The organism is Candidatus Kapaibacterium sp., assembly GCA_023957315.1.
In the GTDB taxonomy this organism is placed as follows: domain Bacteria; phylum Bacteroidota; class Ignavibacteria; order Kapaibacteriales; family UBA2268; genus PGYU01.
The window spans coordinates 41841-65793 of the sequence record JAMLHE010000012.1 but is presented as its reverse complement, the minus strand read 5'-3'; the positions used below and the strand labels follow the sequence as shown (position 1 = coordinate 65793).

Below are 23953 nucleotides of genomic sequence, written 5' to 3'. Positions count from 1 at the left end.
TGACCTGAAGAGAGAAAGAAAACGAATTGGGACGGTATTCAAATCATCAAGCTCGGATTAATTTGAATTCGATGAAAACCGGCGACTTAGTGTTGATTTATCATAGCCAGACAGATAAAGACGTTCGGGCAATTGCAAAAGTTACTAAACAAGCCTTTAAGGACACGACAGCTGAAGATGACAGATGGGTAGCAGTTGAGCTAACATTCGTTAAAGAATTGAAAAATTACGTAACTTTGACAGCTATTAAAGCTGATAAGTCGCTTTCCGAAGTCCCTCTTATAAGGCATACTCGATTATCTGTGATGCCGTTAAGTATGGCACAATATGAGCGAATTATTGAGTTGTCTGAGTCGAAGTGATGTTCATCGTAGCGTGGGCTACTTCCTCAGCTTTGATAAGATTCATACAATCAAATGTCCCTATGGGACATTTTTTGTTTCCATGAATTTCACATGGCTTGCAATTAAGCTCCGCCCTTTCGATGACAGTGCTTTGCTGAGAGCGTGGATAAAAGCCGAACAACGGAGATGTTGGTCCGAAAATGGCAACAACCGGACAATTAACCATCCCTGCAAAGTGAATAGGGGCGCTATCATTGCAAACTAAAAATTGAGATTTTTTCATCAGATAAATAGTCTGAGGAATAGTGAAATTGCCACAAGTATTTATAGCTCCGGTTTTTTGAGCTATTTCATCGCAATAAGCCTTATCGGAATGTGAGCCTATAATCAGTACATTGAATCCCCTACTTGTCAAAATTTCAGCTAAATTGATATAGCCGGTTTTTGTCCACTTTTTAGTTTCCCAAACAGAATTTGGGGCAATTAATGCAATTTTATTAGAATTCTTGCCAATCTGATTTAGATATTGCTCGACATAGTTTGTGTCATAATCGGGGAAATTTAGATTGACAGCGGGATTATCATTTTCATCAATGAACTCACCTTTGCCTATGCATCCTAAAAAATTCAGATTCCTTCTGATTTCATGTTCGTGCAGCCGATACTTGCATTTTTTGTCAAATAAAAATGATAGCACAGCAGTGTCATAAGAAATCGAATAATCTGCTTTGGCAAGTTTGGCAATCAATGAAGAACGAAAGGAACGATGTAAGGAAACGAATAAATCAAATTTGAACACTTTCAGAAATTTGCCAAAAGCGAGAGTCCCTTTGAATCCACTATGAGAATTTCGTTTATCGAATTCGATGACTTCATCAATACTTGATACAATTTCGGCAATTGGACTTGCAGCTTTTGTAGTAATAAATGTCAGCCGAGAATTAGGATAAATTCTCTTCAGAGCATTACACAATGGCATGGCAAGAGCAACATCACCAAGGAAAGCAGTTTGCAATACAGCAATATTTTGAAACTGATTATTCATTTGCGTAATTTGGTACTTTATGCTTCCAACGATTGTGTTGCCATGCCCACAGATGCGGATGCTTTCTAATCATATTCTCCAATATAGCTACATGGCGTTTGGTGAGCTCGGCAATGCCTATGCTGTCATTACTCAAATCATCATGCTTCAATTCAATCAATTCTACATTATAAGTGAAATCAGAAGTTCTTACAGCAAATCCAATTATTATTGGTACATTTAAGCGTAAAGCTAACGAAGCCGGTGCCTCGTAAGTAACAGCTTTTCTTCCAAAAAATTCAACAAAAATATCCTTACTTGCATCAGCACTCTGGTCAACAAGCAATGCAATAGCTTCGTTGTTTTTGATAGCCTTTATCATGCTTTTTGCAGCTTTAGACATTGGAACTACCGAATTTCCGTACATAGTCCTATATTGATTCAGGTAATGGTCTATAAATTTGTTACGCTGTGGTTTGACAACAATGGTGATAGGGATTTTTGAGAAAGCACCGGCAGTGCAAGCCAACATTTCCCAATTTCCGTAATGACCGGATAATAATATCATCCCTTTTCCACAAGAGTGGATTTGCCTGAATAAATCTTCATTTTCATATTTCATATATTGCCTCAACCCTTCAATCTTGAGATAGGGAAAAGCCAATAATTCCATCATAGTAATTCCGAGATTATGATATGAACCGACAAGAATTTCCTGAATCCGCTCTTCAGTATATTCCGGAAAGGCAGTCTTTATATTATCAAAAGTGATTTTTTTTCGCCGTCTCGAAATCATTAGAAAGCGACCAACGAACTGTCCGAATTTACCCCGAGATTTAATAGTCAAAAATCTTGAAATAAAGCCTAAGCACATCACAATTAACAATATGAGGTAATCAATTATGATATTTAAACGCTTCATTATCTGACAGGGCTCGGTGTTGGATGCGCATCATCTAACTTTATATCACGAGTTGATGGTACGTAATCATTATACCAATTCTCATTATAAATTTCACCTCTTGCTGTAGAATGTACCAATCTAAAATGCCCATTTCCGACTCGGTCAACAAAATAGAATTTGGCGCCACCTTGAACATTTTCGAACATCCATTCTTCGTAAGAATTATAACCAAAATGCCCGTCATATTGTTCTCTACGAGAAGGCATTCCATATTTTAATAATACTTTACCTCTGTCAGAGCCCCAACCATTTTTTACATAGCCTGTATTGAAGTAAGTGTTGGCGTATTCTTCTCTTCTTCTGAACTCGATGAGCGTTTCATTGATATTGGTAGTTGTATCCGAATCCCGAATGTACCAAAACCTAAACAAAAATCTTTGCTTTGCTTGTAAAGTTGAAAGAGATTCAAATTGATCCTTTTCTGCCGGTTCAGCAATAACAGATGCTTTTCGGAATTCATCTTCTACCGCCCACTTATCTAAAGTAGCAAATTCGCTTTTTTGGAACATTTCATTTTCGGTAAAGTAAATCTTATGAACAGGTGGTTTTGTTGGATTATTAATATAGAATTTCTTTTCAACTTCAATCGAATCAACCGGAGAATCTATTGGATATGAAAGTACAATTTGCAAATAATAAACACCTGATGCAACAGTATCCAAAGCTAAATCAAATGGAATCATTTGAACTGTTTTGTTATCTTTGATTTCAGCATTAAAACTTTTCAAACCACGTTTGGCACCATCAAAAATACGATAGCTAATATTATAGCCACTTTGGGCGAATTTATCAGCATTATAAACTTCGAAAAAACCTTTAATATTATGAGATTCTCCAACGAATTCCAACGCCGAATTTGGCAATATGTAGTAGTTCCCGCGTAAAAACATCATATCCCAATTAGTTTTCGGGTTGACGGCATTATCAATATCATAAGCAAAAACAGGCATACTTAAATTAATATTATTAGCATCAACTTTATCAACTATAAAGACAATTTCAGTCTCGATATTCCTCTCATCATCATATACATCGAGAACTTTTAATTTAGCTTTGTACTGTCCGGGTTGGAGTTGAAATGACTTCCTACCTAATAAATTCATAACTTTGTCTTTATTGACATATTCAACTTTTGAAGCCACAACCCATTGTTCTGTCAAAATAGATTGGGTAGAGCTACTGATTTCGATATCGAAAAACAATTCTCCGTAATAATATCCTAACTTGTCTTGGTCAATATAAGTTAAAATATTATTTTGAAATGAATATGTCAATTCCCAAGAATAATTTCCGGATTCATCCATAAAAGATGTATGGTCAATCGCAACAAATAGCGGATTAGAATAAGCCGCATACGAAACAAAAATTAACAAAAGCACAATATTTTTCATTGTAATACCTGTTATTTTTTTATAAAAATTGCCGTTAAGCATAATTAACTTAACGGCAATTGAATAATAAACATACGCAGATTAGGAACCAAAATTCATGGAAACACTTAATCTGTTAAGTAAGCCTAAGTTGACGGTAGGTGTGATAGCATAATCAACTTGACCGCCAAATCCGCCTCCAAAATATTTCAAGCCAACACCACCGGAGAAACCTAATTGGTCATGTCCAAGAACGTATCCTGCTCTGAAAGCAAGAAAATCATTCCAGATGTACTCTGCACCAAGAGCAAATTGTTCGGGGACGTCAGTCAAAGTATTGAAGTCAGCGGCTACACGTAAGTGATTATCTCCTGATTTCAAAACATCACCAGATATTCCGGCACGGAAAATTATCGGTAAATTATATGGGTATGCTAAATAAGTTGCATCTAAGGGTGTTGAGTGCATGGCGTCATATAATTTCCTTGTAGTTCTCAAATCTTGTCCGTCATAAGCTTGCTGAGTGCCAAGATTATGAATAGAAAAACCTAATTTGATACCATAATATCCGAAATCATACAAAGTACCAATGTCAAAGGCTATACCTGTACTGGCGACAGATGCGAAAGCATTCTGAACGTATTTAGCAGTTATACCAAAAGCGAATTCGTTAGTCAAAAATCCTGATAAACTGACACCAAGAGCAATATCATTAACCGAATAGCTTGAGCCTGTTCCGTCGGGACGATACATAGTTGTAATAGGGATATCACCACTTGTGAACGATGTAACATTTGCGGCAAAGGTAAAATCTTCTGAAATCGGCATCGCTAAAGCAGCGAAATTATGCGAAAAACCTGCGAACCATTGAGTATAAGAGAAATCTGCAGCCATGCTTTTGATACTTGCCAATCCGGCAGGATTCCAATGTACTGAAGATAAATCGTCAGCCATTGAAGAAAAAGCACCGCCCATGGCATTAGCTCTGGCGCCTATACCAATTTTGAGGAATTGTCCGCCTGCTGCACCAACTTTCGATGTTTCACCAGCAGTAGTGCCTTGATTGACATCACCGACAGCGTAAATATTTGCAACAAAAACAGGCAACGAGAATAATGCTAATATAATTATAAATTTTTTCATTGTTTTCTAACTCCATTTTTTCGTTAAATACTCCCGCTTTATCTGAAGCGGGAGTTATTAAAATTAGTTTTGTTCAATTATTCTGAATCCACCAACGATAACGCTGAATTTCTTCACTGTTTGAGCTCCGTTTGGAGTAGTAATTACAGCAACGAAAGTTTGGCTTTGTACACGTTGAAGATTGCTTGAAAGCAAATCCCATACATGCACTGCATTTCTTGTTACGTCACCTTCATTTTGGTATTCATCGTGTTCGAGCGTATTTACTAAGTCTCCTGCTACAGTATAAATCTGAATTGTGCAACGTGGAGGTAATTTAGTAAAGTAGATTTTCGAATCGTATGGTGATTTGACACCTTCGTGCGAAACATAGTAGGGATTCGGAACAACACTAACACCGTCTAACTGACCATCTGTATATTGTTCGTTGTCAGGAGCGCTTTTACCAACTTTAGCAATAACAGTAGCTCCGGGCATCGGTAAACCTAATGCACCTCCATAAGTTCTGAGATAAATCTTATCACCGGGTTTGAAATCAACGGCATTCCAGATATTATAGTCATTCGCTGATTTACGTTCCCATTCTGCACCGGCTTGGTTTGTTCTACCTTTGTTAGCATAATCTAAAGCAAATTGAACGCCACCAATATTTACCACATGAGTAAAGTCTAATGTATCAGAACCATTGACAGAAATAGCAGTTTTGTAATATCTACCTAAACCATTATCGCTTTGTTGAGGCAATCCTGTAAATGATCGTACATTTCCACTCAAAATACCTGATTTTGGTCGGGCAATTTGGTTAGGAATAGTCAAACCTGAGGCTTGGTCTCTTCTGAGTGAAGTATTAGATATCCAACCATAAGCATGAATATTGAATTTGCCGATAAAATCGTTGGTTGATTCACCATAATAAGCTAAATTAGCAGGATTTGGGTAAAGAATATCTTCACCCCAAATGCCGGCAAAATCGTTACTTCCTGTTAAATTAAAGCCATATTTTGTCTTACTTTGGACAGGTTGAATAGCTAAATGTTGCACTTCGTTCGGAAAATCAACTATTACAGAATCGGAACCTACAGCAGGTCGCTTGTATTCTAAGATGTTTTTTACTTTCACATCCAAATATTCGATGTTAAAATTGTTTGACGCTGCTCCATTTTGCCAAGCTAATTCTTCGCTGACTGAGCCACCGTTTAAGAATTCAACTTCATAAATACCGGGTCCATTATTGAAACTACCATATATAATGCTATGAGTATTGAAATCAATACCAACAGGCATTGTTCTCTGGACAATTGCTTGTGAAGGTTGCTTGATGTATGAACTTAAGTTATCATCAGTTTTAAAATTGACAGGAGTATTTGCATTGACACCGGGACCATAAGCGGTAGTTAAGGTCAAAGAATCCGGACGGAAACGTCCTGCATATTGACTAATAGTAAAATCAAAACTGAATCCTAATATACCATATGCATTTGGCAACCAGCTGTTGGTATAGCAATAATTGGGGTAAGTAAAATCACCGGACGAAAATCTTCCGGTTCTTGTTTTAATTCCCTTAGCCGTTCTCAAGCCAAAATCCATATAGCTATCAGTTACACGGTCGTAAACAGCCGTATCAGATAGAACATATGAAGCGGAGTTTTCTGTGAAAAATTCATAAAAACTCAAATCACATGGTTTCGATTCATAGCTTGCAAAACCTCGATATAGAGTATCGCCAGTATTTTTGCTCCATAAAGTAATCAAATTACGATATAAGCCAAATTCAGTTCTGGCGGTTGGAGCCTTCGAATCGAATGCAATACCTGTTAAAAACCAATATGGTTCGAATTTAAGAATAAGTTCATCGTCTGCAAATCTTTGAATCAATCTGTCATTATCGACTGCAAAGAATCTGAAGTTATATAAGCCACCTATCAGATTCGAATCAACGTGAATTATTTGAATTGACGGCAAATCTCCTGTAGGCGCAGCAGCAGGGAATGTTTTAACCATATTAGTCAGTCCGAGAGCGGAAGTATTTAGCTTTGAAGGCGTTGGTTGTTGATAATCTCCTTCGTCATATGCTAAAACTTTATAGAAATAATCAACATTATTGATTAGTTTTTCTGTTTTTGTCGGGTCAGCATCCGGTAAAATATACCCATCTCTATTATCATCACCTACATCGTAGAAAGTCCTATTATTGGTAATACCTGCCATATAAGGACCAATTACATCACGCCTGACTTCTAAACTTTGCTCAAATTCAGGAAAGTCAATTTTGACCAAGCCTAATTTAATGAACGCATAAAGAGCATCGGAAGCTTGCTGTACATGATTTGAATCATTCATTACCGTACTTGCGGCTTTAGGTAGCCAAATATCAATTATTCTCTTGACTTGGCCATCAATATTAGCTAATTTTTCAGAGCTTTTAACCCAAATAGCGTCTGTTGTCAATCTTTCAATTACAGAGTCTTGGAGGTTATCGTCCCAAACTCTACGCCATTGGCCGACTACACCATCAGGGAATAAATTGAAAACGCTGTCAATTTCTTCTCTTGATTTACTATATGTAGAACGACTAAAAAGTAATGGGTTGAATTTAAGTAATGCTCTATCTAAATATGCAACTCCGACTAAGATTGAGTCGAATAATTCATTTCTGATATTCGGATCATAAGTTAACAAACTTGGTCCTTGTGGAGTAACTCTAAAGACCTGCCCTGTTTCATCGAATCCTATATTCGGGTCTCGTGCAATTACTTTAGCCCAGTATTTACCCCAAGGGTCTCTAAAAGCAGAGGTGTCTAGACCCATTAGAATAGGAGTCACACTTCCGAAATTGTTACGCATTGCGGCAGAATCGGAATATGCAAAAAGTCCGTTACCTATCCTCATAACTCTAATAGCCATCGAATCAATTATAGTACCATTTGCATCGGTATATGGTCCAACTATACGTAAATCATCAATCAGTGGCATAGCCATATCGGCATCATCAGTTCCTGCTCTGTATTGAGACTTATAAAACGGTGTACGTAAATTAAATTGTGCCACTTGTTTCCAACCAAATGGACCTAAACCACTCGGGAATCTACCGGCAGGTGGTACGGGGACTGTGAAAAATGAATCAAGATTTGTTCTACGAGCACGATAAATCCTATAGCCCATAAAATCTAAACCCTTTTCATAGATATCATGTGACATCTCAGATGTATTATCCCATTCAATTCTTACAGCATGATTAAGTCCTTGCCAATTTGTGATGATGGCGCGGTCAGGTGGCGTAGGAGCACGGAAGTTATTGTCATAAACTTCTTGAGCGAAAATATTCTTACGTTCTAATTCTTGCATATCTTCACATGTTCCATCGGCATCTACCCCTTTAGTTGAGTTTGCAAGAATCATTCCTACAACTGTCCTAACTGTATCACTAGGACGCATATGAAATGGTCCGGTTGACATCAAGAATCGTTTGTCACCCGGGGCATCATCACCGTCTCTTTGACCTGTGGATATGAAGTTATATCTTTCGTCATCTTCTAATCTATCATCTTCGATGGGCCAATTACGAAATGTAACGAGTCCAAGTTGCTCTTCATTGCTGAATACAATTTTGTCTTTCCTTACAAATTGTGGAGCATGAGGACCGTGCAATTCAGGGTCGTACTCATTTGGTCCAACTGGTGTGATTATAGTATCGATTCTGATAACAACACCAAGGGTGTCACGGATTTCATTAAATGTTGTATCATTTAGTACAACAACAGCGGGAGATTCTAAGAAGTCAAATCCGAGATAACCAAAACCATGACCGGCTTCGCCTCTATCAGAATTAGTCCACTGAACTGCCATATTGAGTGATTCATCACAATCGTAATATTTTGCTCTATCATTACCGGCACCAAAACTTGTAGCAGGTGCACGAGCAATATCAACGTCTTGGATAGGAGCTAACCAGCAATTCCATAATGTATCAGTAGAATAATTGGTCACTTCATATTTTAAAAAGATAAAATCTTTGTAATCACCAAATCCCCATGAATAAATCATTTGGTCTATTTGAAGGCGGAGCGGATAACCTCTTTCACGTCTTGCAGCCACACCACCTTCATATCTGCTTAAATCAGTGTCTTTGTAAGTTGCAAAAATATCTTCACCCGAAATAAAAGCAGGTCCTCGTGGATGAGTTGCTGTATTTCTAAGTTCAGTTTGTGGGATAAAATATCCAAAATATCTGTTAGATTTAAGTGTATCCTCATCATTTCTTGAAGCATCCCATATGGGCCAATAATACTGATGCGCCGGATTAACCGGTTCACCTGTACTTGGTATAAAATCGGTAGAAAAATAAGTTCTGTATTTCAAAACATCCGTTGGGTCAACAGCATCAAGATTTGGAAACTCAGTGCTATTAGGACCACCATAATTTATACGTCCGGGTACATACCAGCCTCTACCTGAATTCGGATTATATGTAATGGAAACATATCTGGTTCTTTCAGCATCGTTTGGATTTTTGTACTTTTCAACACCAATCCAAAGCCCACCGGCAAAGATATATTGATTTAGAGAGCCACGGGGCCAATATCCCCCGCCTACACCTCTTGCAACATCGAATCCGAATATACCGTAATTGGTAGTATAGAATTGAATGTTGCTGATAGAATTTTGTTGCAAATCATATACATTATTAAATGTTCTATTTTGCAATTGTTCTTGATCGTTTCCCTTATCATCTGCATTTTTACCGGTATGAATCGTTGCTGCATTCATGTTGAATGATGCAGAAACGAAAACAATGGCAAGCAAAGCTAAGTAAAAGCTCATAGATTTTCTGTTAAACATTATTACCTCTAATTTTTCATTAATAATTTTCATTTTATCAATTCCCCTTAATTAAAATCTAAACATCATACCGATGTTGATTGTTCTGGGAATTTGGAAATTGCCACGGAAAGCGATTTGAGTTGCGACAAATCTAAAATAACTTTCGTAAGTTTCTGCTTGCGTAACGATACCGTTGCCGTCAAAATCCGCTACTTCATTGTATCTTCTGTTGCCGTAAAAGTCATATTGCACAGAAGCATAAGTTGCAGGGTTAGAAATATCAGCTTCTTTGTAATATGCAACATTAGCAAAGTCACCCACTTGACGGTCAAAAGTTCTACCATCATCAATCGGGTCACCGGTTGCAGGGTACACACCAAGAGCTTGAGATAAGTTAAGTAAATTGTTAATGTTTGCAAAAATTTCGAATTCCGAATTTCCAGCACCATCACCAAATATATCACTCATCCGGAATGATTTTGATATTCTTGCATCAAGTAGCCATCTCGAGGGTTGTCTTTCCGAGTTTCGTTCTGCAATTGCAGTACCCGAGCGGTCTGTACGAGTATATGGTGTACCTGTTCGGTAAGTACTTGTAAATATCAAATTTGTGTTTTCGAGCAATTTAATACCACCAATTGAGGGACCTTCATTATCTTGCCAATAAACTCTGAAGTTAGATTTTGCATAATGTCTAATATCTTGTCCCATTGAATACTCAGAAAGCGGGAAAGCAGGTCTGTTTGTATATGGGTCAATTACAACATTATAATTGGAGGTTGCAGTTTGAGCTGTACCGGTAACCCAAGCTAAAGTATAATTGATATCAAATGAGAAATTATTTTCCGCCATTTTTTCGAGAGTAAATTCTATCCCCCGGGAACTACCATAATCGGAAACTGTATATTGGAAATATGGTTCCGGAACGGCATTAACACGCATAAGACCTAATTGGTTGTAAATATCTTTGTAATAGGCAACAGTTGTAAATGCAAATACATCACTAAGCTGCTGACTATATGCGATTTCATATTGATTAGTTCGTTGTGCATCCATATTAGGATTACCAATAACTGAATTACCACGTAATATATCAACTGCATAATTGTCATACATATATTGAAGTTGTGGCATTTGGAAGAACATACCATAAGAAAGTCGCAGGAATGACATATCAGTAATTGGGTACGATATGTTAATTCTTGGACTAACTTGTACTTTGGGAGTTGCCACTGCGAAACCTGTATCAGCGCTAATTGGTATCCACGAATTAGATGGTAACCTATAATCCGAATTGGCATTAAAATAGTCAAGTCTCATACCTGCACTAATTCTGATACCTTTATATGATATTTGGTCATTAAAATAGATGCCAAATTTAGTCGGCTTATAGGGTTTGTTAGTTTTTTCAAGAACAACATCATTTTCGGCATACAAATTCCCACCCCATCTACCGTCTGTGTAAACATCAAAGAATGGATTTCCATCATATGGACTGCTGTTGGTATGGCGATGAAGTTCAAATAAAGTCAGCACAAAACCAGTTTTAAATGTATGGTCGAATTCGCCTGTATTGAAAATTTGAGTATAGCTACCATCGAAAGTCCACCAATTTCCATCTCTGAAACTAAAGGACCCTCCGCCTGAAGTAGGGAACAAGTTAGTTATACCATAAGGGTTATATGTTCCGGAGGCATTTTGGTTACCTTCATAATATCCTGATATTGGATTTCTTTGAGGAATGTCTCCACGTGCAAAGCCATCTTTGGTGTCTCCAATACTTGATAGGAAGGTATAATGGTCAATAATTCTATCTTGACCGGGTACTAATTGGTTGTTTTCAACTCTATAATCGTCAGTTGGTTCCCATACTTCAAATCCTGAAAAGAAACCCGGGTCCTGCCAACCAACTCTTCTTGAACTGGCGTCATTATTTGAGGCATTTCCAATTCTAAGCTCATAAAAACTCTTGGATGTCAAAGTATGATTAATTAATATGTTGAAGCCATTTACAAATTGGTCAAGCACGTTTTGACGTGCTATTCTTTCAGGAACACCGTTAGTAACGGGCGAGCCATCTTCGTTTGTTTTAAGTATGAAGCTACCATCAGCAGTTTTATCATAAACATGACCTTCTTGATTTGCGTACATCCATCCCCAACTTGAGAATTCAAAGCTCGAAACGCCATAATTACCACTAACTTGAATTGTCATGTCATTTGGAAGTGTAAATCTTATATTACCGCGAATGTCACGAACCCATGATTGGTTATCAGGGCGTTGACCTATATTTGTTCCCCATGGGTCGTAAATTTCATAAGTATTATTACGATGGTTTTCATGAAAGTAATTACCAGTGATATAAAATGTAGCGTTTTTGAAGAATTCCATATCATTCAGAACCGGAATCGGTCCTCCGGTACCAAACTCAAATGTATTTTGTTTGCTACCTTGCCATTTTGCACCGTCGCCTGCTTCAACAGCTTTAAGACGTGTACCTTCGCGTACTACTTGCAAACCGGTTGGCTGACTACCATAAAGAGCGGGAACATCAGTTAACCAACGAATGAAACCGTCGTATCTGTCATTTCTTCCTCGACGAACGATTGTATTAACTACACCCGAAGAGACATCACCATATTCGGCAGTAAAACCACCTGTGATTACTTGAACTTCTTCGGTAGCATAATTTGATACCATTGGATAATATCCGGAACCCGAAACGCCGAATCCACCTGTGAATTGATTGCCGACGTCAATACCATCAACTTTGATTTGAGTTTCTTCAGTACGACCGCCACGGATAACAAATCCACCACCGCTCTGAAGCACACCTGAAGTCATAGCTACTACACCGGATAGCCCTTCACGAGCGATATTTTGAATTTCGTCACCCGACATAATTTTCTTTGTGCCGCCTTCGTCATCAACGTTCACCATTTTTTGAGCAGTAACTGTTACTGTCTCAGTCGTAACGCCGCCTGATTCATCTTTCATAACAATTTCCAAAGTAGTTGTTTTGTCAGCGGAAACTCTTACAAGCTGTCTAATAGTCTGTTTACCGACATAGGTAAATCGCACCGTATATTCGGCTGCCTCAATATTTACGATGGTAAAGCTACCGTCGTTTTCTCTGACCACGGTACCTTTGGCTGTTCCTTCCAAAAATACTGTAGCACCTCTCAATCCCTTACCCTCTTCATCTACTACTTTGCCCCGTAATATACCATAAATACTGGCATAAGACATTGCGGGCAAAATAATCAATCCTAAGAAAATAAGTAAAAATAACTTACGCATAAAGCTACTCCTTTAATAAACTAGTAGAAATTTTATTTTTACACATGTTTTTTGTAACAAATTTATCATTCTAACGTATAGTATAGATATAGGCTGGTACTTGATACCAATATGATTGGCATGATTTTGAGTAAAATCTTGTAACAGTTAGCCTATACAATTCCTAATTAATAATTTCAAAAAAATATTCTAACACAACACCCAAATTATTAAAAATTTGTGTAATTTCAAAGAATTATCTTGTAATGTTTAAAACTTAAGTCTAATTCCATAAACAACTGAGCTGCTTGAACGCATTGCTCTATTGAATTGCGAACTTGGTAAATCATTGACAAACAAACGTCCTTCAGTCCCAATCGTTAATGACAGATAGCGGAACAAGTCATACTGAGCATAAAGCCTTCCAAATCCCAAGGGTCCTTCGTTGGAGCCTCCTAAGCCTAATCTCCCGACAATCACAAAATCATCATATTTTACAATTGAATAATCCATAAATGCAGTTCCCCACATGAATTGTCTTACTGTTTCAATTTCGACAGGAACAATCACGTGATTATCACCGCCACCTGTAGGTGCCTGAACCGATGGTCCTGTATGATGTTCAACTGTACCGGGAATATAGATATTTTGCTTTCTATCGTAAGTAAATTCGGTTATGCCGAATTCAACACCGAAACCAAGTCTATCGGTTGCAGCGTAAGATATACTTTGCGAAATGTTCAGAATAGGTGAATTAGCACTCGTTTTGAATCCGGAATGCGAAAAATCATACGACATGAAAGTATGCAACTGTACACCTGCAAATCCCATGAATGGCTCTGCAAAATATGTCGGAGGTAAATTTGAAGCTACATTATAATTCGATTGGGGGATTGGGACAGAGGCACCATCGGAGATGCTATTGTTCATCAAATTAATGGTATTACCCGATTGAATTATGCTTTTTTCACTTAAAATAATTTCTTGTTTAGAATCTTCTGAATCAATGGCTGTGTTGTCCTGCAGAGTTGCGACAGATAATTCATCTTTAGTCATTGAAGCGGGTAATGAACTTTCAGTATCTATAACTGAAACTTCGATTTCATCTTTTGCTACGATTAACGATACAGATTCTGATTTCAATTCAACTGAGTTTGTGCTATTTTGTTGAGTTGATTCACTTGCTAAGATATTATCAAAATCAGCTGATGCAGCATTGCTATTCTGCAAGAACGCAATTGCACGTGGTGAATTTTGTTCGCTTATCTGCATAACGCCGGAAATCATGAAAGCAACTAATATTACAGCAGCAGCAGAATATTGATACCATCTGGATTGAATCTTAGTAATTTGAGCAGATGCCGGCTGAGTAGCCATAATATTCATTAATATTTTGTCTTCGGTATCGCGCAAAAGTTTTTCAGGTACGCGTATTGAAGCGGCGTCCTGCTTTAATTGATGGTGAGTGTCAATTGCCGCATCAAATTTTGATTTGGAATGAATATTATCCCGAAGCGCTTCCCGCAATTGCAGGTCTTCGGTGGTTGATAATTCACTATCAATATACTTCGATATTAAAATTTCAAGACTCATTTATTTCCTTAACCAATGGTTGAAGTAATTTTCTTAATATAATTCTGGCTCGATAAACTCTTATTTTTGCCAGTGAAAGTTCAATTTGTAAAATGTCGGCAATTTCCTGATAAGTACATTCCTCGTACTCTCGCAATATCACTGCTTCTCTAAGCGGCACGGGTAACATTTGCATAGCTTTGGCAATTTGGTCTTTCAGACCAATGTCATGCGTCGGGGTTTTTTCGGGATGATGGAAAGTCTCATCGTATGTTTCATGTTCTTTTTTCTGACGCAAATAGTTGTAGCAAGTGTTTCGAGCTATAGTAAAAAGCCAAGCAGAGAAATTCTGTCCATTAAATCCATCTCTTTTTTCGTAAATTCTAACAAAAGTTTCTTGGAAGGCATCTTCAGCCAAAATCTCATCTCCAAGCATCTTCACACAGTATCGGTAAACCTTTGGGGCATAGTTCTGATATAGCAAGTGGAATGCTTCTGCACTACCATGATTGAGCGCCTTTGTGGCGTTCTGAAGTTCATCTTCTGCTATATTTTTTTTCTTAAATAACATTTTTCAAAATTGTCAACCTTTACTAATACTTGAAACACAGCAATTGCTCAAAAAGTTACAAATTTTCTTCACTTTTTATGAAATTTCTTTAACATTCTTCAATACTTTTTGTAATAATTCAACTTAAACCATATATTGATAAACGATTTAGTTCAAAATTAAGCTATCTGAGTGAGATAACAAAATCTTTCGAGTAATGAAAAAGCCCGATATTGTTCGTATCGGGCTTAAATATTCGATTTTAGTTTGATTATTTATAAAGTGCGAGAGTTTTGTCAAATTGCTCCGAAACATATTCCCAATTTATTACATTCATAAATGCCTTTATGTAATCACCACGTTTGTTCTGATACTTGAGATAATAGGCATGTTCCCATACATCAACAGGCAAAATCGGTACTGTAATCCACTGAGTAAGATTGCCTTGACGTTCGGCTTGCATTACTACTAATTTGTCGGCAACCGGTTCGTAGGACATTATTCCCCAGCCCGAACCTTCTACTGCTCCTGCAGCAGCAGCAAATAGCTTGGCAAATCCATCAAATGAACCAAAAGATTTGTTGATATATTTGTTCAAATCAGAACTGCGATTGCCTTGTTTTGGTCCCATTACATTCCAAAAGATGGAATGTAGGAAATGTCCACCACCATGGAATGCTAACTCGCGTTCCCAATGTTTAATTGTAGCGAAATCGTTGTTTTTAATCGAATCTTGAATTTTTTCAGTGGCTGTGTTCAAACCCTTGACATATCCGGCATGATGGATGTCATGATGAAGCTTCATCGTTTGCTCGTCAATATGGGGTTCGAGCGCATTATAAGCATAGGGCAAATCAGGTAAAACATACTTTCCTGATGAATCAACGGTTTTATTCAAATCGTTGATTTTGATTTTTGATTGAGCCAATGATGACATTGGAAATACAGACGCAGCAGTCAATGCAGCACCGGCTGCTAAGAATTCTCTTTTATTCATGAAAAAGTCCTTCAAGCAATATTTTTTGATTTAGTTTTGCCTGAAGGACGAATTTAGTTTTGTATTGTTTGAATTTTAAGTCGGATTAATTCGATGCTTTTTTCAAAAATTCGATGAATTCCGACTCGTCTCTTGTGAACCCTTTTGACGCTATCATTTTCTCATCAGGAGTTAAAATGACGTACAAAGGTAATTCAATAGACCCGAATGTTTCTCGTTGCATTTCACGGTTAACCAAATCTGCCGGATTTCGGCTGTCAGTATAAAGTTTAAGCTTTATCATATTTTGCATTAAGCTATGTATTGGTGCTCTTGGGAACATATTAGTTTCCATCCATCTGCAATTAGTGCATTGCCAACCTGTAAAATCAATGAATAAGGGCTTGTCTTCTTCTTTAGCTTTGGCAATGGCTAAGTCATAATCTTTGAACCAATATTCTTCAACATTGCTTGAGCTCACTCCTGACATCGAAAAAGCAGCTGCATTTACACCATATTCCTTTGGAGGCAAGAATGCGTCTAATTCTCCGAGTGGTTTGCCCAATAACCCTGTGCCGAGCCAAATTGTAATCGTACCAAACACTAATGCAAATATAATCCTCACAGAGCCCACGCTATCAACCTGTGAGTCATGCGGTAATTTATACCAACCTAATATATAAGCAACAATAAGAATCCCACAAATCAGCCAAATTGAAATGAAAACATCCTTGGGGATTAATTCAAATGACCAAAAAAGGTCGGCATTTGAAAAGAATTTGATAGCAGCTGCAATTTCAACAAATCCCATTACTACTTTGACGTTATTCATCCAACCACCTGATTTGGGAAGCTTAGTCATGAATGACGGGAAAAGTGCGAGTAAGAAAAATGGTGCAGCAAACACGGCTGAAAATCCTAACATCCCGAGAATCGGGTAAAACCATTCTCCTGAACTTACTGAAATCAATGATGAGCCGACAAAGGGAACTGTACACGTAAATGAAGTTAGTGAAAAAACTAATCCCATCATCAAAACGCTTCCTATGCCGTCGCCTGTTGACTTTTTATTCAATAAATTCAATATGGATGGAGGTATCTGAATTTCAAATGCTCCGAACAAATTAAGTGCAAAAATCACAAATATCGCAGCGATAGCGAGATTCACCCAGCCATTCGTAGCTAATTGGCTGATACCTGTCGGTCCAAAGAAGATGGACACCATAAATCCTATCATTGTGAAAGTTAGTATGATTCCCAATGAATACACAAGTGAATCTCGCAATCCTGTACCCTTGCTCTTTTCAGCCCTTTTGGTGAAAAATGAGACTGTAATCGGTATCATAGGGAAAACGCAAGGAGTAAGCAATGACACTGCACCCATCAACATCGAAAACCAAATATATGAAAATATGCCCTCTTTTTTCTTTTGGTCAATTATTTCGCTCGATTCTGTTTGAGCTTTTTCGGGAGTTTTATCGGCACGTTCAAAATCCCTGTCAACACCTTCCTCGTAAGCATATGACGGAAAGCCATCTTCCGAATATGTTGCATTCAATTTTACAAAGTCTGCAATTTCAGATTCCGAAAAAGTAATTGTTTCGGATGAAATAAGACCTGAATACTCTTCGCCGGGCAAGCACCTGACTGTATCGCACAATTGAACAAAAAATACTGCTTTGGCGCCTATTTCAGCCAAGTTTGCATCTTTTTTAATCTTAACCGGAACATAAAATTCATATTTCGTTTTATAAATTTCTATGTCAAATTCAAACCCTTCATCATATTTGATATAAGGCTTTTGGGCGAAAACATGAGTGGGTAATTCAAAAACATCAGCCGGTTGCATTGTAATTTCCGAGGGCATCGGACCAATTCCCTCATCGCCTATGATTTCAACCATACCATATGTGTACCAATAATCATCCATCGTGATGACCATTTTGACCATGATTTCGTCACCGGCTTTGACTTCAGTCTTGTCCGAATATGCTGAAATTTTGATATGGTCTGAGCCTTTAACGGCATGAACTGAAGAGCTGTTGAAAATGAACAGAGCGGAAATAATAGCAATTATGATTCTAATATTCATTATAAATTCCATTATGATAATTACATTTTTACTTATGACGAAATTAACATATTTTCCTTATTTAAAATATGATATTTATTCTAAATCTTTGAAATAAGGAATTATTCTCTTGTCTTCGAAATATTTTTTAGGTCCGGATTTCTTACGAATTCGCTCATTCAATTTGTCGGAAAAGACTTGTGAGGCATCGTATCCGTATGTGCGTAGCAAGTAATTGACGGCAATAACTTCGGCAATAACAGTAATATTTTTCCCTGAAAAAATTGGCAATTTCACTTTTGAAACCTCAATTCCCATGATATTGATATTTTTTTCATCTAATCCTGTTCGCGTATAAGTTTCCTTTTCATCCCAATCTTCGAGCTCTACAACGATTTCGAGCCGCTTTTGGAATCTAATTGAACGAATGCCAAACATCTGTCTGATGTCAATAATCCCCAATCCCCGAATTTCCATAAAATGCTGAACCAATGAAGTTCCTGTGCCCATCAAAAGCGATTCTTTTTTTGATGTAAGCATCACGACGTCATCTGCCACAAGTCTGTGACCACGTTCAATCAGGTCAAGTGCAATCTCGCTCTTTCCTATGCCGCTTCTACCAACGAAAAGGCAACCAACACCATAAATATCGACAAAAGAACCGTGCACCACTAATTGGGGCGAAAATTGGTCATCGAGGAAATCAGATAGCATGGAAAATGCTTTGGTAGTATCAAATTCGGTCATAAAAACGGCGATTCCGGCTGCTACGAATATATCAATCAGTTCTTGGTCTAATGTATTGGAATTAGTAAGAATAACACACGGGATTTTGAATTGGCAAATTTTTTGAATAGCTTTGATTCGTGCGATACGTGATAGGCTTTTTAGGTATAAAGTTTCAGTATTTCCGAAAATTTGGACTCTTTGAAATGTGAACAATCCAACGTAACCCGCCAACGCTAATTGGGGGCGGTGAAGATTCTTATCGGTTATGAAATTTTCAAGCCCGGTCTCCTCAGTGAGTTTAACCAATTTAACAGGAGAACTTAAAAGCATTTCAACAGGAATCTTTTCCTGTACCATAGGTTTTAGGTCATCAATTTGTCTCATGTTCGCTCCGTTTCTAAACAATAAAGGGGACAAACGAATGCCCCCCTATGATACAAAAATACAAAAAACAAATTATACTTCTACACCTTTTGTGCGAACGCTAATTTGTTTGGTTTTCAATTTTTTAATTTGTCTGACCACTTTATCAGCGGCACTATTAAGACTTTTATGGAAATCGTCAGAGCCATCCTTGCCAACAAGAGTAGCTCCTTGAAGATGTGTTGTTATGATTACTGTTTTATCTGTTTCATTAAGAAATTCGACATTTGTGCTGATTATGCCGTCATGAAATTTGACAAAAGCTTCGGCATGTGCAAGGGCATCTTCGTGTAGTTTAGGGTGATGTCCCTTAGTGTGTCTGAAAGTTACTTGGGTTTTCATAAATCCACCTCTATAATTAATTTAAAAAAAATGGTGAATCAAACAAGCGTTACATTAACGCTGTTTGCTTTATTTAAAACGTCTCAAAAATTTCTTTGTTTTGATGTACCAACCTTTCTATTAAAATTGAAAGAAACATTAACACTTAGTTGCAAATATCCCGGCACAAAGTTGACCTTTTGATTAAGGCTTTCCTTGGGCGGATTAAATTGTTGTCGTACCTTGTAAAACATATCTGCATTAACAATAGTATGCGAGTATGACGCTTCGATAATCAAGCTGCCAAGAAAATAATCTTCATAATTTTTATCGAAACCAAGTTCAACGCCGGCATAAACTCTACCGAAAGCTCCTATATCAGTATCTTCGTAATGCAATCCGCCTATTCTCGTATCTTGCTCAATTGTTGAACTAACTCCTTCTTCCCATTTAGTATTTATAACTACCATACCAAGCCCGAGACCTGAATATGTACGAAATTGCGAAGTATAAGGCATATAGTCAAGGGAAAGGAACAAGGGCATATTGGTGATTTCAAAGTTCTGATGAAGATTTCTGTATCCTCTGAGTCCCGGCTCGTCAACCATCTGACCATGGCTTGAACTAAAACTTACAACTTGGAAATTTGCATGGAATCCGAAACGATACTGAGGCGAAATAGTCACCTTAGTACCTGCGGAAAGAGTAGGCATGATAGCCATGAGCCTTTTTGTTGAACCAAATTCATTCAAAAAAACATCGAAGAAAGCATCAGAACCACTCGAAAAGCCTCCGCCAATGCCAAGAATGACAATAGATTTCAAATCATACTTTTGCTCGCTCAAAATCACTTCTCCGTTAGCACGCTCTGAATCGAACATCCAAGCACTAAAAACCAACACAAATATTATTACTTTCTTAATCATTTACAATGAGAAAATAAGTAAAATTTTTATTCTGTGCAAATTTTATTTTTAATTTTTGAACCATTGTAAGATAATTGTCAATTCATTCTTCAGATTGTAGCGTGAGACAATGCAAACTATGAATCCATGTTCGAGCAAGAACTCTGCTCTTCTTGGAATCCTGTAGGCAGTTTTTGCGTATAGTTTGTTCGATTACGCGTGGACCTGCAAATCCAATCAAGGCTCCGGGTTCGGCAATATTTATATCTCCGAGCATCGCAAAAGATGCAGTAACGCCGCCTGTTGTTGGGTCAGTCAATATGGATATAAACGGAATACCGTTTTCACCTAATTCAGCCAGAATTGCAGATGTCTTTGCCATTTGCATTAGTGAGTAAGGGGCTTCCTGCATTCGAGCACCACCGGAAGCCGAAATAATTATTAGTGGGATTTTTTTCTTAAGAGATAATTTGGCTGCTCTGTAAATTTTTTCGCCAACAACAGAGCCCATACTACCGCCAATAAAATTAAAATTCATGCAGCAAAATGATACTTCGATGCCTCCGATTTTCCCTGTTCCGGTGGTAATCGCATCATTCAGTGATGTTTTTTTGATACTGTCAACGATTCTATCGGGATAGGCTTTTGTATCGGAAAATTCTAATGGGTCACCGGAAGTGAGGTGTCCTTCTGTTTCGACGAAAGTAGCTTTATCAATCAATATTTCAATATACTCTTTGCTTCCAATACGAAAATGATGGTTGCATTTTTTACAAGTATAAAGTTGAGATTCGAGTTCGGTTTTATAAATTATTTCACTACAAGCCGGGCATTTTGTCCATAATCCGTCGGGCATTTCCCTTGGTCTTGCATCATCAATGTTTGTCTGTGACCTCTGAAACCAAGCCATAATATTATTCCTCCTTAGGCACTAAAGATTCGTCTAATAAATCTTCGAAATCATTATTAAAAATATTATATATAACATTAAACTTCAAGATGTGTTCATTATTGTAAAATGGCGGGAAAAGCAATGTGATGGAGTCTAGCCCCATATCTTTGAATCTTGCATCGGTAACGAAATATTCCATATTCGACTTATGGATGACGAAAAATTCCTTGTTGATATAATGCTTGATGATTTTTATCAAATTTATTCGGAATTTGCGTTCTTTCAGCTTTCTGTCAAGATTTACAGCTTCTTTAGCCTTCAGCAAGTCGATGTTGTTTTGGTTATAAATGCAAAAAACGTTGCGTTTGTCTGCAACGAACATAGGAATATCGCGTGAGGGCTCTAATGATTCGACCGGTCTGATAACCAAATTATTGACAGTCGCGCTTTGCAATCTGCCTGTCACAGCTTTGATTTTGCCGTCCTTAGCATAAACCACGCTTACAATTGCACCTACGTGATTGAATATTATTTTGTAAACCACATCAGAAAACATAATCATTGGTTTCTCCTATCATTACTCTTAATATGATGTTTAAAGTAATCATATATTTCATCATAAATCAAATATGCATCATCTTTGTCTATGTCAGCAATTTTTGCATCTGCTGTTCCTGCACCCGAAGCATTGTCGAAATAAATTGTAGCAAGACTCAAACGACGCTGGAAAAAAGTTTCTCTCAGATGCAATGTCTGCATTTTTTTCAAAGGTATGATAATTATTTTTCTTATCCAAAAACCTTGTTTGACTATCAGATGTTCATTGTTGATAGCATATCCCCTATAAAGCCATCTTAGATATGCAGCGTAATAAAGCAAAGGTATCGCGGTGGCAACCCAAATCAAATCCGGCAAGAAATAGACTAATGGTGCAATCAGAATTACAATTGTCACCAAATATCGAACGAAGGCTCTGCGAATAGCTTTGCGAGAAATAGGAATAAATTTGTCGGGAAGAGTAAAACTGTAAATCTTTTGAGCCAATGCTATCAATTCATCATACTTTGCTAATGGGATTACAGCTTGATTTGAACCTGATTTTTGACCGAATCCGGCAGTTTGGAGCGTGAGAGTGAAGAAATTCAGTTTCTCTTTTAGAGGATTAGTCAAAATTGTAATTTGTTGCAGCTTCCTTAGCGGGATTGTTACTCTGACTTTGCTCAATAGCCCATAGCTTGTGACTAATTTGTTTTCCTCATTGACTAATTTGAATTTGAAATACTCATTGATAGTCCATAAAATATCAAAGACCCACGACAAAAATATAGTCACTAAGATAGTGGCGATAATCAACATCGTTATCGAAAATACATCAAGCGAATCGATGTAATTTTGGTTGTCTCTGACGAATTTATCTATAGTGTTTTCCCAAATACCAAATTGGGACAAAATACCCATAAGCCACAAGCCAAACACAAGAAACAATGGACGCAAGCGAACCATTCCGTAAACAATCAGATTTCTCCAGGATAGCTCAAATAATACATTGGATTTTTCTTGCTCATCTGCTTCATCTTGAATACTGTCTGAGGAAACTTCAGTCGCATCCTTGTTTATGTCTTTTTTTAAGCTGAATTTGTAATTTTTGATGATTTCGGAAATTTCATTAGCATCATGGACAGAGACAAATTCCAAGGCGCCCTCGGTCTGCAAATCTCCGGCTGTTTCTATACTGACTCTGACAAGTCCGAGAATTCGTTGGATGAAATTTTGGTTGATATTTACATTCTGGATTTTTTCAAGCGGAATACTTCTTTGACGTTTAGCAAAGATACCGGAACGAATTACAAGTTCTTTGGGAGTGATTTGAAAATTGAAAAAAATGTAGTTCAAAACGATAGATGGAACTAATACCATAAGCCCGATAAGTGCCAAAATAAGGTAAAAATATTGGTCACTTTGCTTTTCGACTACTACGAAATAAAAGGCAAGAGCCAAACCGGGTACATTTGTAAAAAGTCTGTAAACCAATGTCAGCGGATGTAATTTTCTCGGCTCGATGTACTCTTCGTACGGAGTTGTCATACTTCATCCTCGGGAGTAACATTTTTGAGTCTGTCGCGGAGTTGTTCGGCGTATTCGATTGGCAAACCCGGAATAGTAACATCTGCTCCACGCGTACCTGCTGTGTAAATCACCAATTTGCCCAAACCGTATATTCGGTCTAAAACGCTTTGTATGACGTCAATATGCTGAATTCTGAGGTATGGAGCAGTCGTTTTGACTCGGGTTAGCACACCGCGTTCGATATAAACTTCATCTTCACGGACACTGAATTTCCAATATTTATAATAAAAATATGGATAAATAGCGGCAACTATAACGCCGATAACAAAAATTATAAGCGTGGTAATGCCTTTTGGAAAAATCCAATCCGTGAAAAAATTCGGAATCACGAAGAAATCAAGTATGGCAAAGAATATCGTATAAAACAAGGTTCGCATTATGATATTAATTGTCCAGATAATTTTAACTGCCGGGTCTAAACTATACATATTTGTTTCCAATT

At 37.5% G+C, this 23953-nt stretch carries 17 protein-coding genes and 1 pseudogene; 1 reads left to right on the top strand and 17 read right to left on the bottom strand.

The genetic code is table 11. The features are described 5' to 3' along the window. The first annotated feature begins 26 nt into the window (after positions 1-26). Positions 27-362 (top strand): EVE domain-containing protein, encoded by a 336-nt coding sequence (locus M9949_11810; GenBank protein MCO5252086.1) that lies wholly within the window; start codon positions 27-29, stop codon positions 360-362. Here M9949_11810 and M9949_11805 read toward each other — a convergent pair. From M9949_11805 to M9949_11725, 17 genes and pseudogenes are all read right to left on the bottom strand, one after another. Further along, complete coding sequence (locus M9949_11805) at positions 337-1389, bottom strand: glycosyltransferase family 9 protein (protein MCO5252085.1); 1053 nt, start codon at positions 1387-1389, stop codon at positions 337-339. The two genes, M9949_11810 and M9949_11805, sit on opposite strands and share 26 nt — an antisense overlap. Next, positions 1382-2290: a lysophospholipid acyltransferase family protein gene (locus M9949_11800; protein MCO5252084.1), complete on the bottom strand. Its 909-nt coding sequence runs from the start codon at positions 2288-2290 to the stop codon at positions 1382-1384. The genes M9949_11805 and M9949_11800 overlap by 8 nt, the downstream gene beginning before the upstream one ends. Continuing rightward, positions 2290-3723 (bottom strand): GWxTD domain-containing protein, encoded by a 1434-nt coding sequence (locus tag M9949_11795; GenBank protein MCO5252083.1) that lies wholly within the window; start codon positions 3721-3723, stop codon positions 2290-2292. The genes M9949_11800 and M9949_11795 overlap by 1 nt, the downstream gene beginning before the upstream one ends. An 81-nt stretch (positions 3724-3804) precedes the next feature. Beyond that, the gene (locus tag M9949_11790) at positions 3805-4845 is read right to left on the bottom strand and encodes a PorV/PorQ family protein (GenBank protein MCO5252082.1); all 1041 of its coding nucleotides are present in this window, start codon (positions 4843-4845) and stop codon (positions 3805-3807) included. A 63-nt stretch (positions 4846-4908) separates the two neighbouring features. Then, a complete protein-coding gene (locus M9949_11785; protein MCO5252081.1) occupies positions 4909-9717 on the bottom strand; it encodes a hypothetical protein in 4809 nt (1602 codons plus the stop codon). Between the two features lie 18 nt (positions 9718-9735). Further along, positions 9736-12966 (bottom strand): TonB-dependent receptor, encoded by a 3231-nt coding sequence (locus M9949_11780; GenBank protein ID MCO5252080.1) that lies wholly within the window; start codon positions 12964-12966, stop codon positions 9736-9738. A gap of 249 nt (positions 12967-13215) precedes the next feature. Continuing rightward, positions 13216-14538 (bottom strand): Cfr10I/Bse634I family restriction endonuclease, encoded by a 1323-nt coding sequence (locus tag M9949_11775; protein MCO5252079.1) that lies wholly within the window; start codon positions 14536-14538, stop codon positions 13216-13218. Next, the gene (locus tag M9949_11770; protein ID MCO5252078.1) at positions 14528-15088 is read right to left on the bottom strand and encodes an RNA polymerase sigma factor; all 561 of its coding nucleotides are present in this window, start codon (positions 15086-15088) and stop codon (positions 14528-14530) included. The genes M9949_11775 and M9949_11770 overlap by 11 nt, the downstream gene beginning before the upstream one ends. A 250-nt stretch (positions 15089-15338) precedes the next feature. After that, positions 15339-16064, bottom strand: a complete 726-nt coding sequence (locus M9949_11765) for a superoxide dismutase (GenBank protein ID MCO5252077.1) — start codon at positions 16062-16064, stop codon at positions 15339-15341. An 85-nt stretch (positions 16065-16149) separates the two neighbouring features. Beyond that, on the bottom strand, positions 16150-18135 hold the full coding sequence (locus tag M9949_11760) for a thioredoxin family protein (protein ID MCO5252076.1): 1986 nt from the start codon (positions 18133-18135) through the stop codon (positions 16150-16152). 75 nt (positions 18136-18210) lie between these two features. Then, the gene (hprK, locus tag M9949_11755) at positions 18211-19227 is read right to left on the bottom strand and encodes an HPr(Ser) kinase/phosphatase (protein MCO5252075.1); all 1017 of its coding nucleotides are present in this window, start codon (positions 19225-19227) and stop codon (positions 18211-18213) included. A gap of 72 nt (positions 19228-19299) precedes the next feature. Beyond that, entirely contained in the window at positions 19300-19608 is a 309-nt protein-coding gene (locus M9949_11750) for an HPF/RaiA family ribosome-associated protein (GenBank protein ID MCO5252074.1), read from the bottom strand. Between the two features lie 83 nt (positions 19609-19691). Beyond that, entirely contained in the window at positions 19692-20513 is an 822-nt protein-coding gene (locus M9949_11745) for a hypothetical protein (protein ID MCO5252073.1), read from the bottom strand. Between the two features lie 48 nt (positions 20514-20561). Then, a pseudogene (accD, locus tag M9949_11740) lies at positions 20562-21402 on the bottom strand (acetyl-CoA carboxylase, carboxyltransferase subunit beta). A gap of 4 nt (positions 21403-21406) precedes the next feature. Continuing rightward, positions 21407-21946: a hypothetical protein gene (locus tag M9949_11735; protein MCO5252072.1), complete on the bottom strand. Its 540-nt coding sequence runs from the start codon at positions 21944-21946 to the stop codon at positions 21407-21409. Further along, entirely contained in the window at positions 21943-23469 is a 1527-nt protein-coding gene (locus M9949_11730) for a PH domain-containing protein (GenBank protein MCO5252071.1), read from the bottom strand. The genes M9949_11735 and M9949_11730 overlap by 4 nt, the downstream gene beginning before the upstream one ends. Next, on the bottom strand, positions 23466-23939 hold the full coding sequence (locus M9949_11725) for a PH domain-containing protein (GenBank protein ID MCO5252070.1): 474 nt from the start codon (positions 23937-23939) through the stop codon (positions 23466-23468). Before M9949_11725 ends, M9949_11730 begins: the two co-directional genes overlap by 4 nt. Between the last annotated feature and the right edge of the window lie 14 nt (positions 23940-23953).

What these genes read in the sequence shown, in the direction of transcription:
- M9949_11805 (MCO5252085.1), bottom strand. Translation starts at nt 1,389, where the DNA reads ATGAATAATCAGTTTCAAAATATTGCTGTATTGCAAACTGCTTTCCTT.
- M9949_11800 (MCO5252084.1), bottom strand. Translation starts at nt 2,290, where the DNA reads ATGAAGCGTTTAAATATCATAATTGATTACCTCATATTGTTAATTGTG.
- M9949_11795 (MCO5252083.1), bottom strand. Translation starts at nt 3,723, where the DNA reads ATGAAAAATATTGTGCTTTTGTTAATTTTTGTTTCGTATGCGGCTTAT.
- M9949_11790 (MCO5252082.1), bottom strand. Translation starts at nt 4,845, where the DNA reads ATGAAAAAATTTATAATTATATTAGCATTATTCTCGTTGCCTGTTTTT.
- M9949_11785 (MCO5252081.1), bottom strand. Translation starts at nt 9,717, where the DNA reads ATGAAAATTATTAATGAAAAATTAGAGGTAATAATGTTTAACAGAAAA.
- M9949_11780 (MCO5252080.1), bottom strand. Translation starts at nt 12,966, where the DNA reads ATGCGTAAGTTATTTTTACTTATTTTCTTAGGATTGATTATTTTGCCC.
- M9949_11775 (MCO5252079.1), bottom strand. Translation starts at nt 14,538, where the DNA reads ATGAGTCTTGAAATTTTAATATCGAAGTATATTGATAGTGAATTATCA.
- M9949_11770 (MCO5252078.1), bottom strand. Translation starts at nt 15,088, where the DNA reads ATGTTATTTAAGAAAAAAAATATAGCAGAAGATGAACTTCAGAACGCC.
- M9949_11765 (MCO5252077.1), bottom strand. Translation starts at nt 16,064, where the DNA reads ATGAATAAAAGAGAATTCTTAGCAGCCGGTGCTGCATTGACTGCTGCG.
- M9949_11760 (MCO5252076.1), bottom strand. Translation starts at nt 18,135, where the DNA reads ATGAATATTAGAATCATAATTGCTATTATTTCCGCTCTGTTCATTTTC.
- hprK (MCO5252075.1), bottom strand. Translation starts at nt 19,227, where the DNA reads ATGAGACAAATTGATGACCTAAAACCTATGGTACAGGAAAAGATTCCT.
- M9949_11750 (MCO5252074.1), bottom strand. Translation starts at nt 19,608, where the DNA reads ATGAAAACCCAAGTAACTTTCAGACACACTAAGGGACATCACCCTAAA.
- M9949_11745 (MCO5252073.1), bottom strand. Translation starts at nt 20,513, where the DNA reads ATGATTAAGAAAGTAATAATATTTGTGTTGGTTTTTAGTGCTTGGATG.
- M9949_11735 (MCO5252072.1), bottom strand. Translation starts at nt 21,946, where the DNA reads ATGATTATGTTTTCTGATGTGGTTTACAAAATAATATTCAATCACGTA.
- M9949_11730 (MCO5252071.1), bottom strand. Translation starts at nt 23,469, where the DNA reads ATGACAACTCCGTACGAAGAGTACATCGAGCCGAGAAAATTACATCCG.
- M9949_11725 (MCO5252070.1), bottom strand. Translation starts at nt 23,939, where the DNA reads ATGTATAGTTTAGACCCGGCAGTTAAAATTATCTGGACAATTAATATC.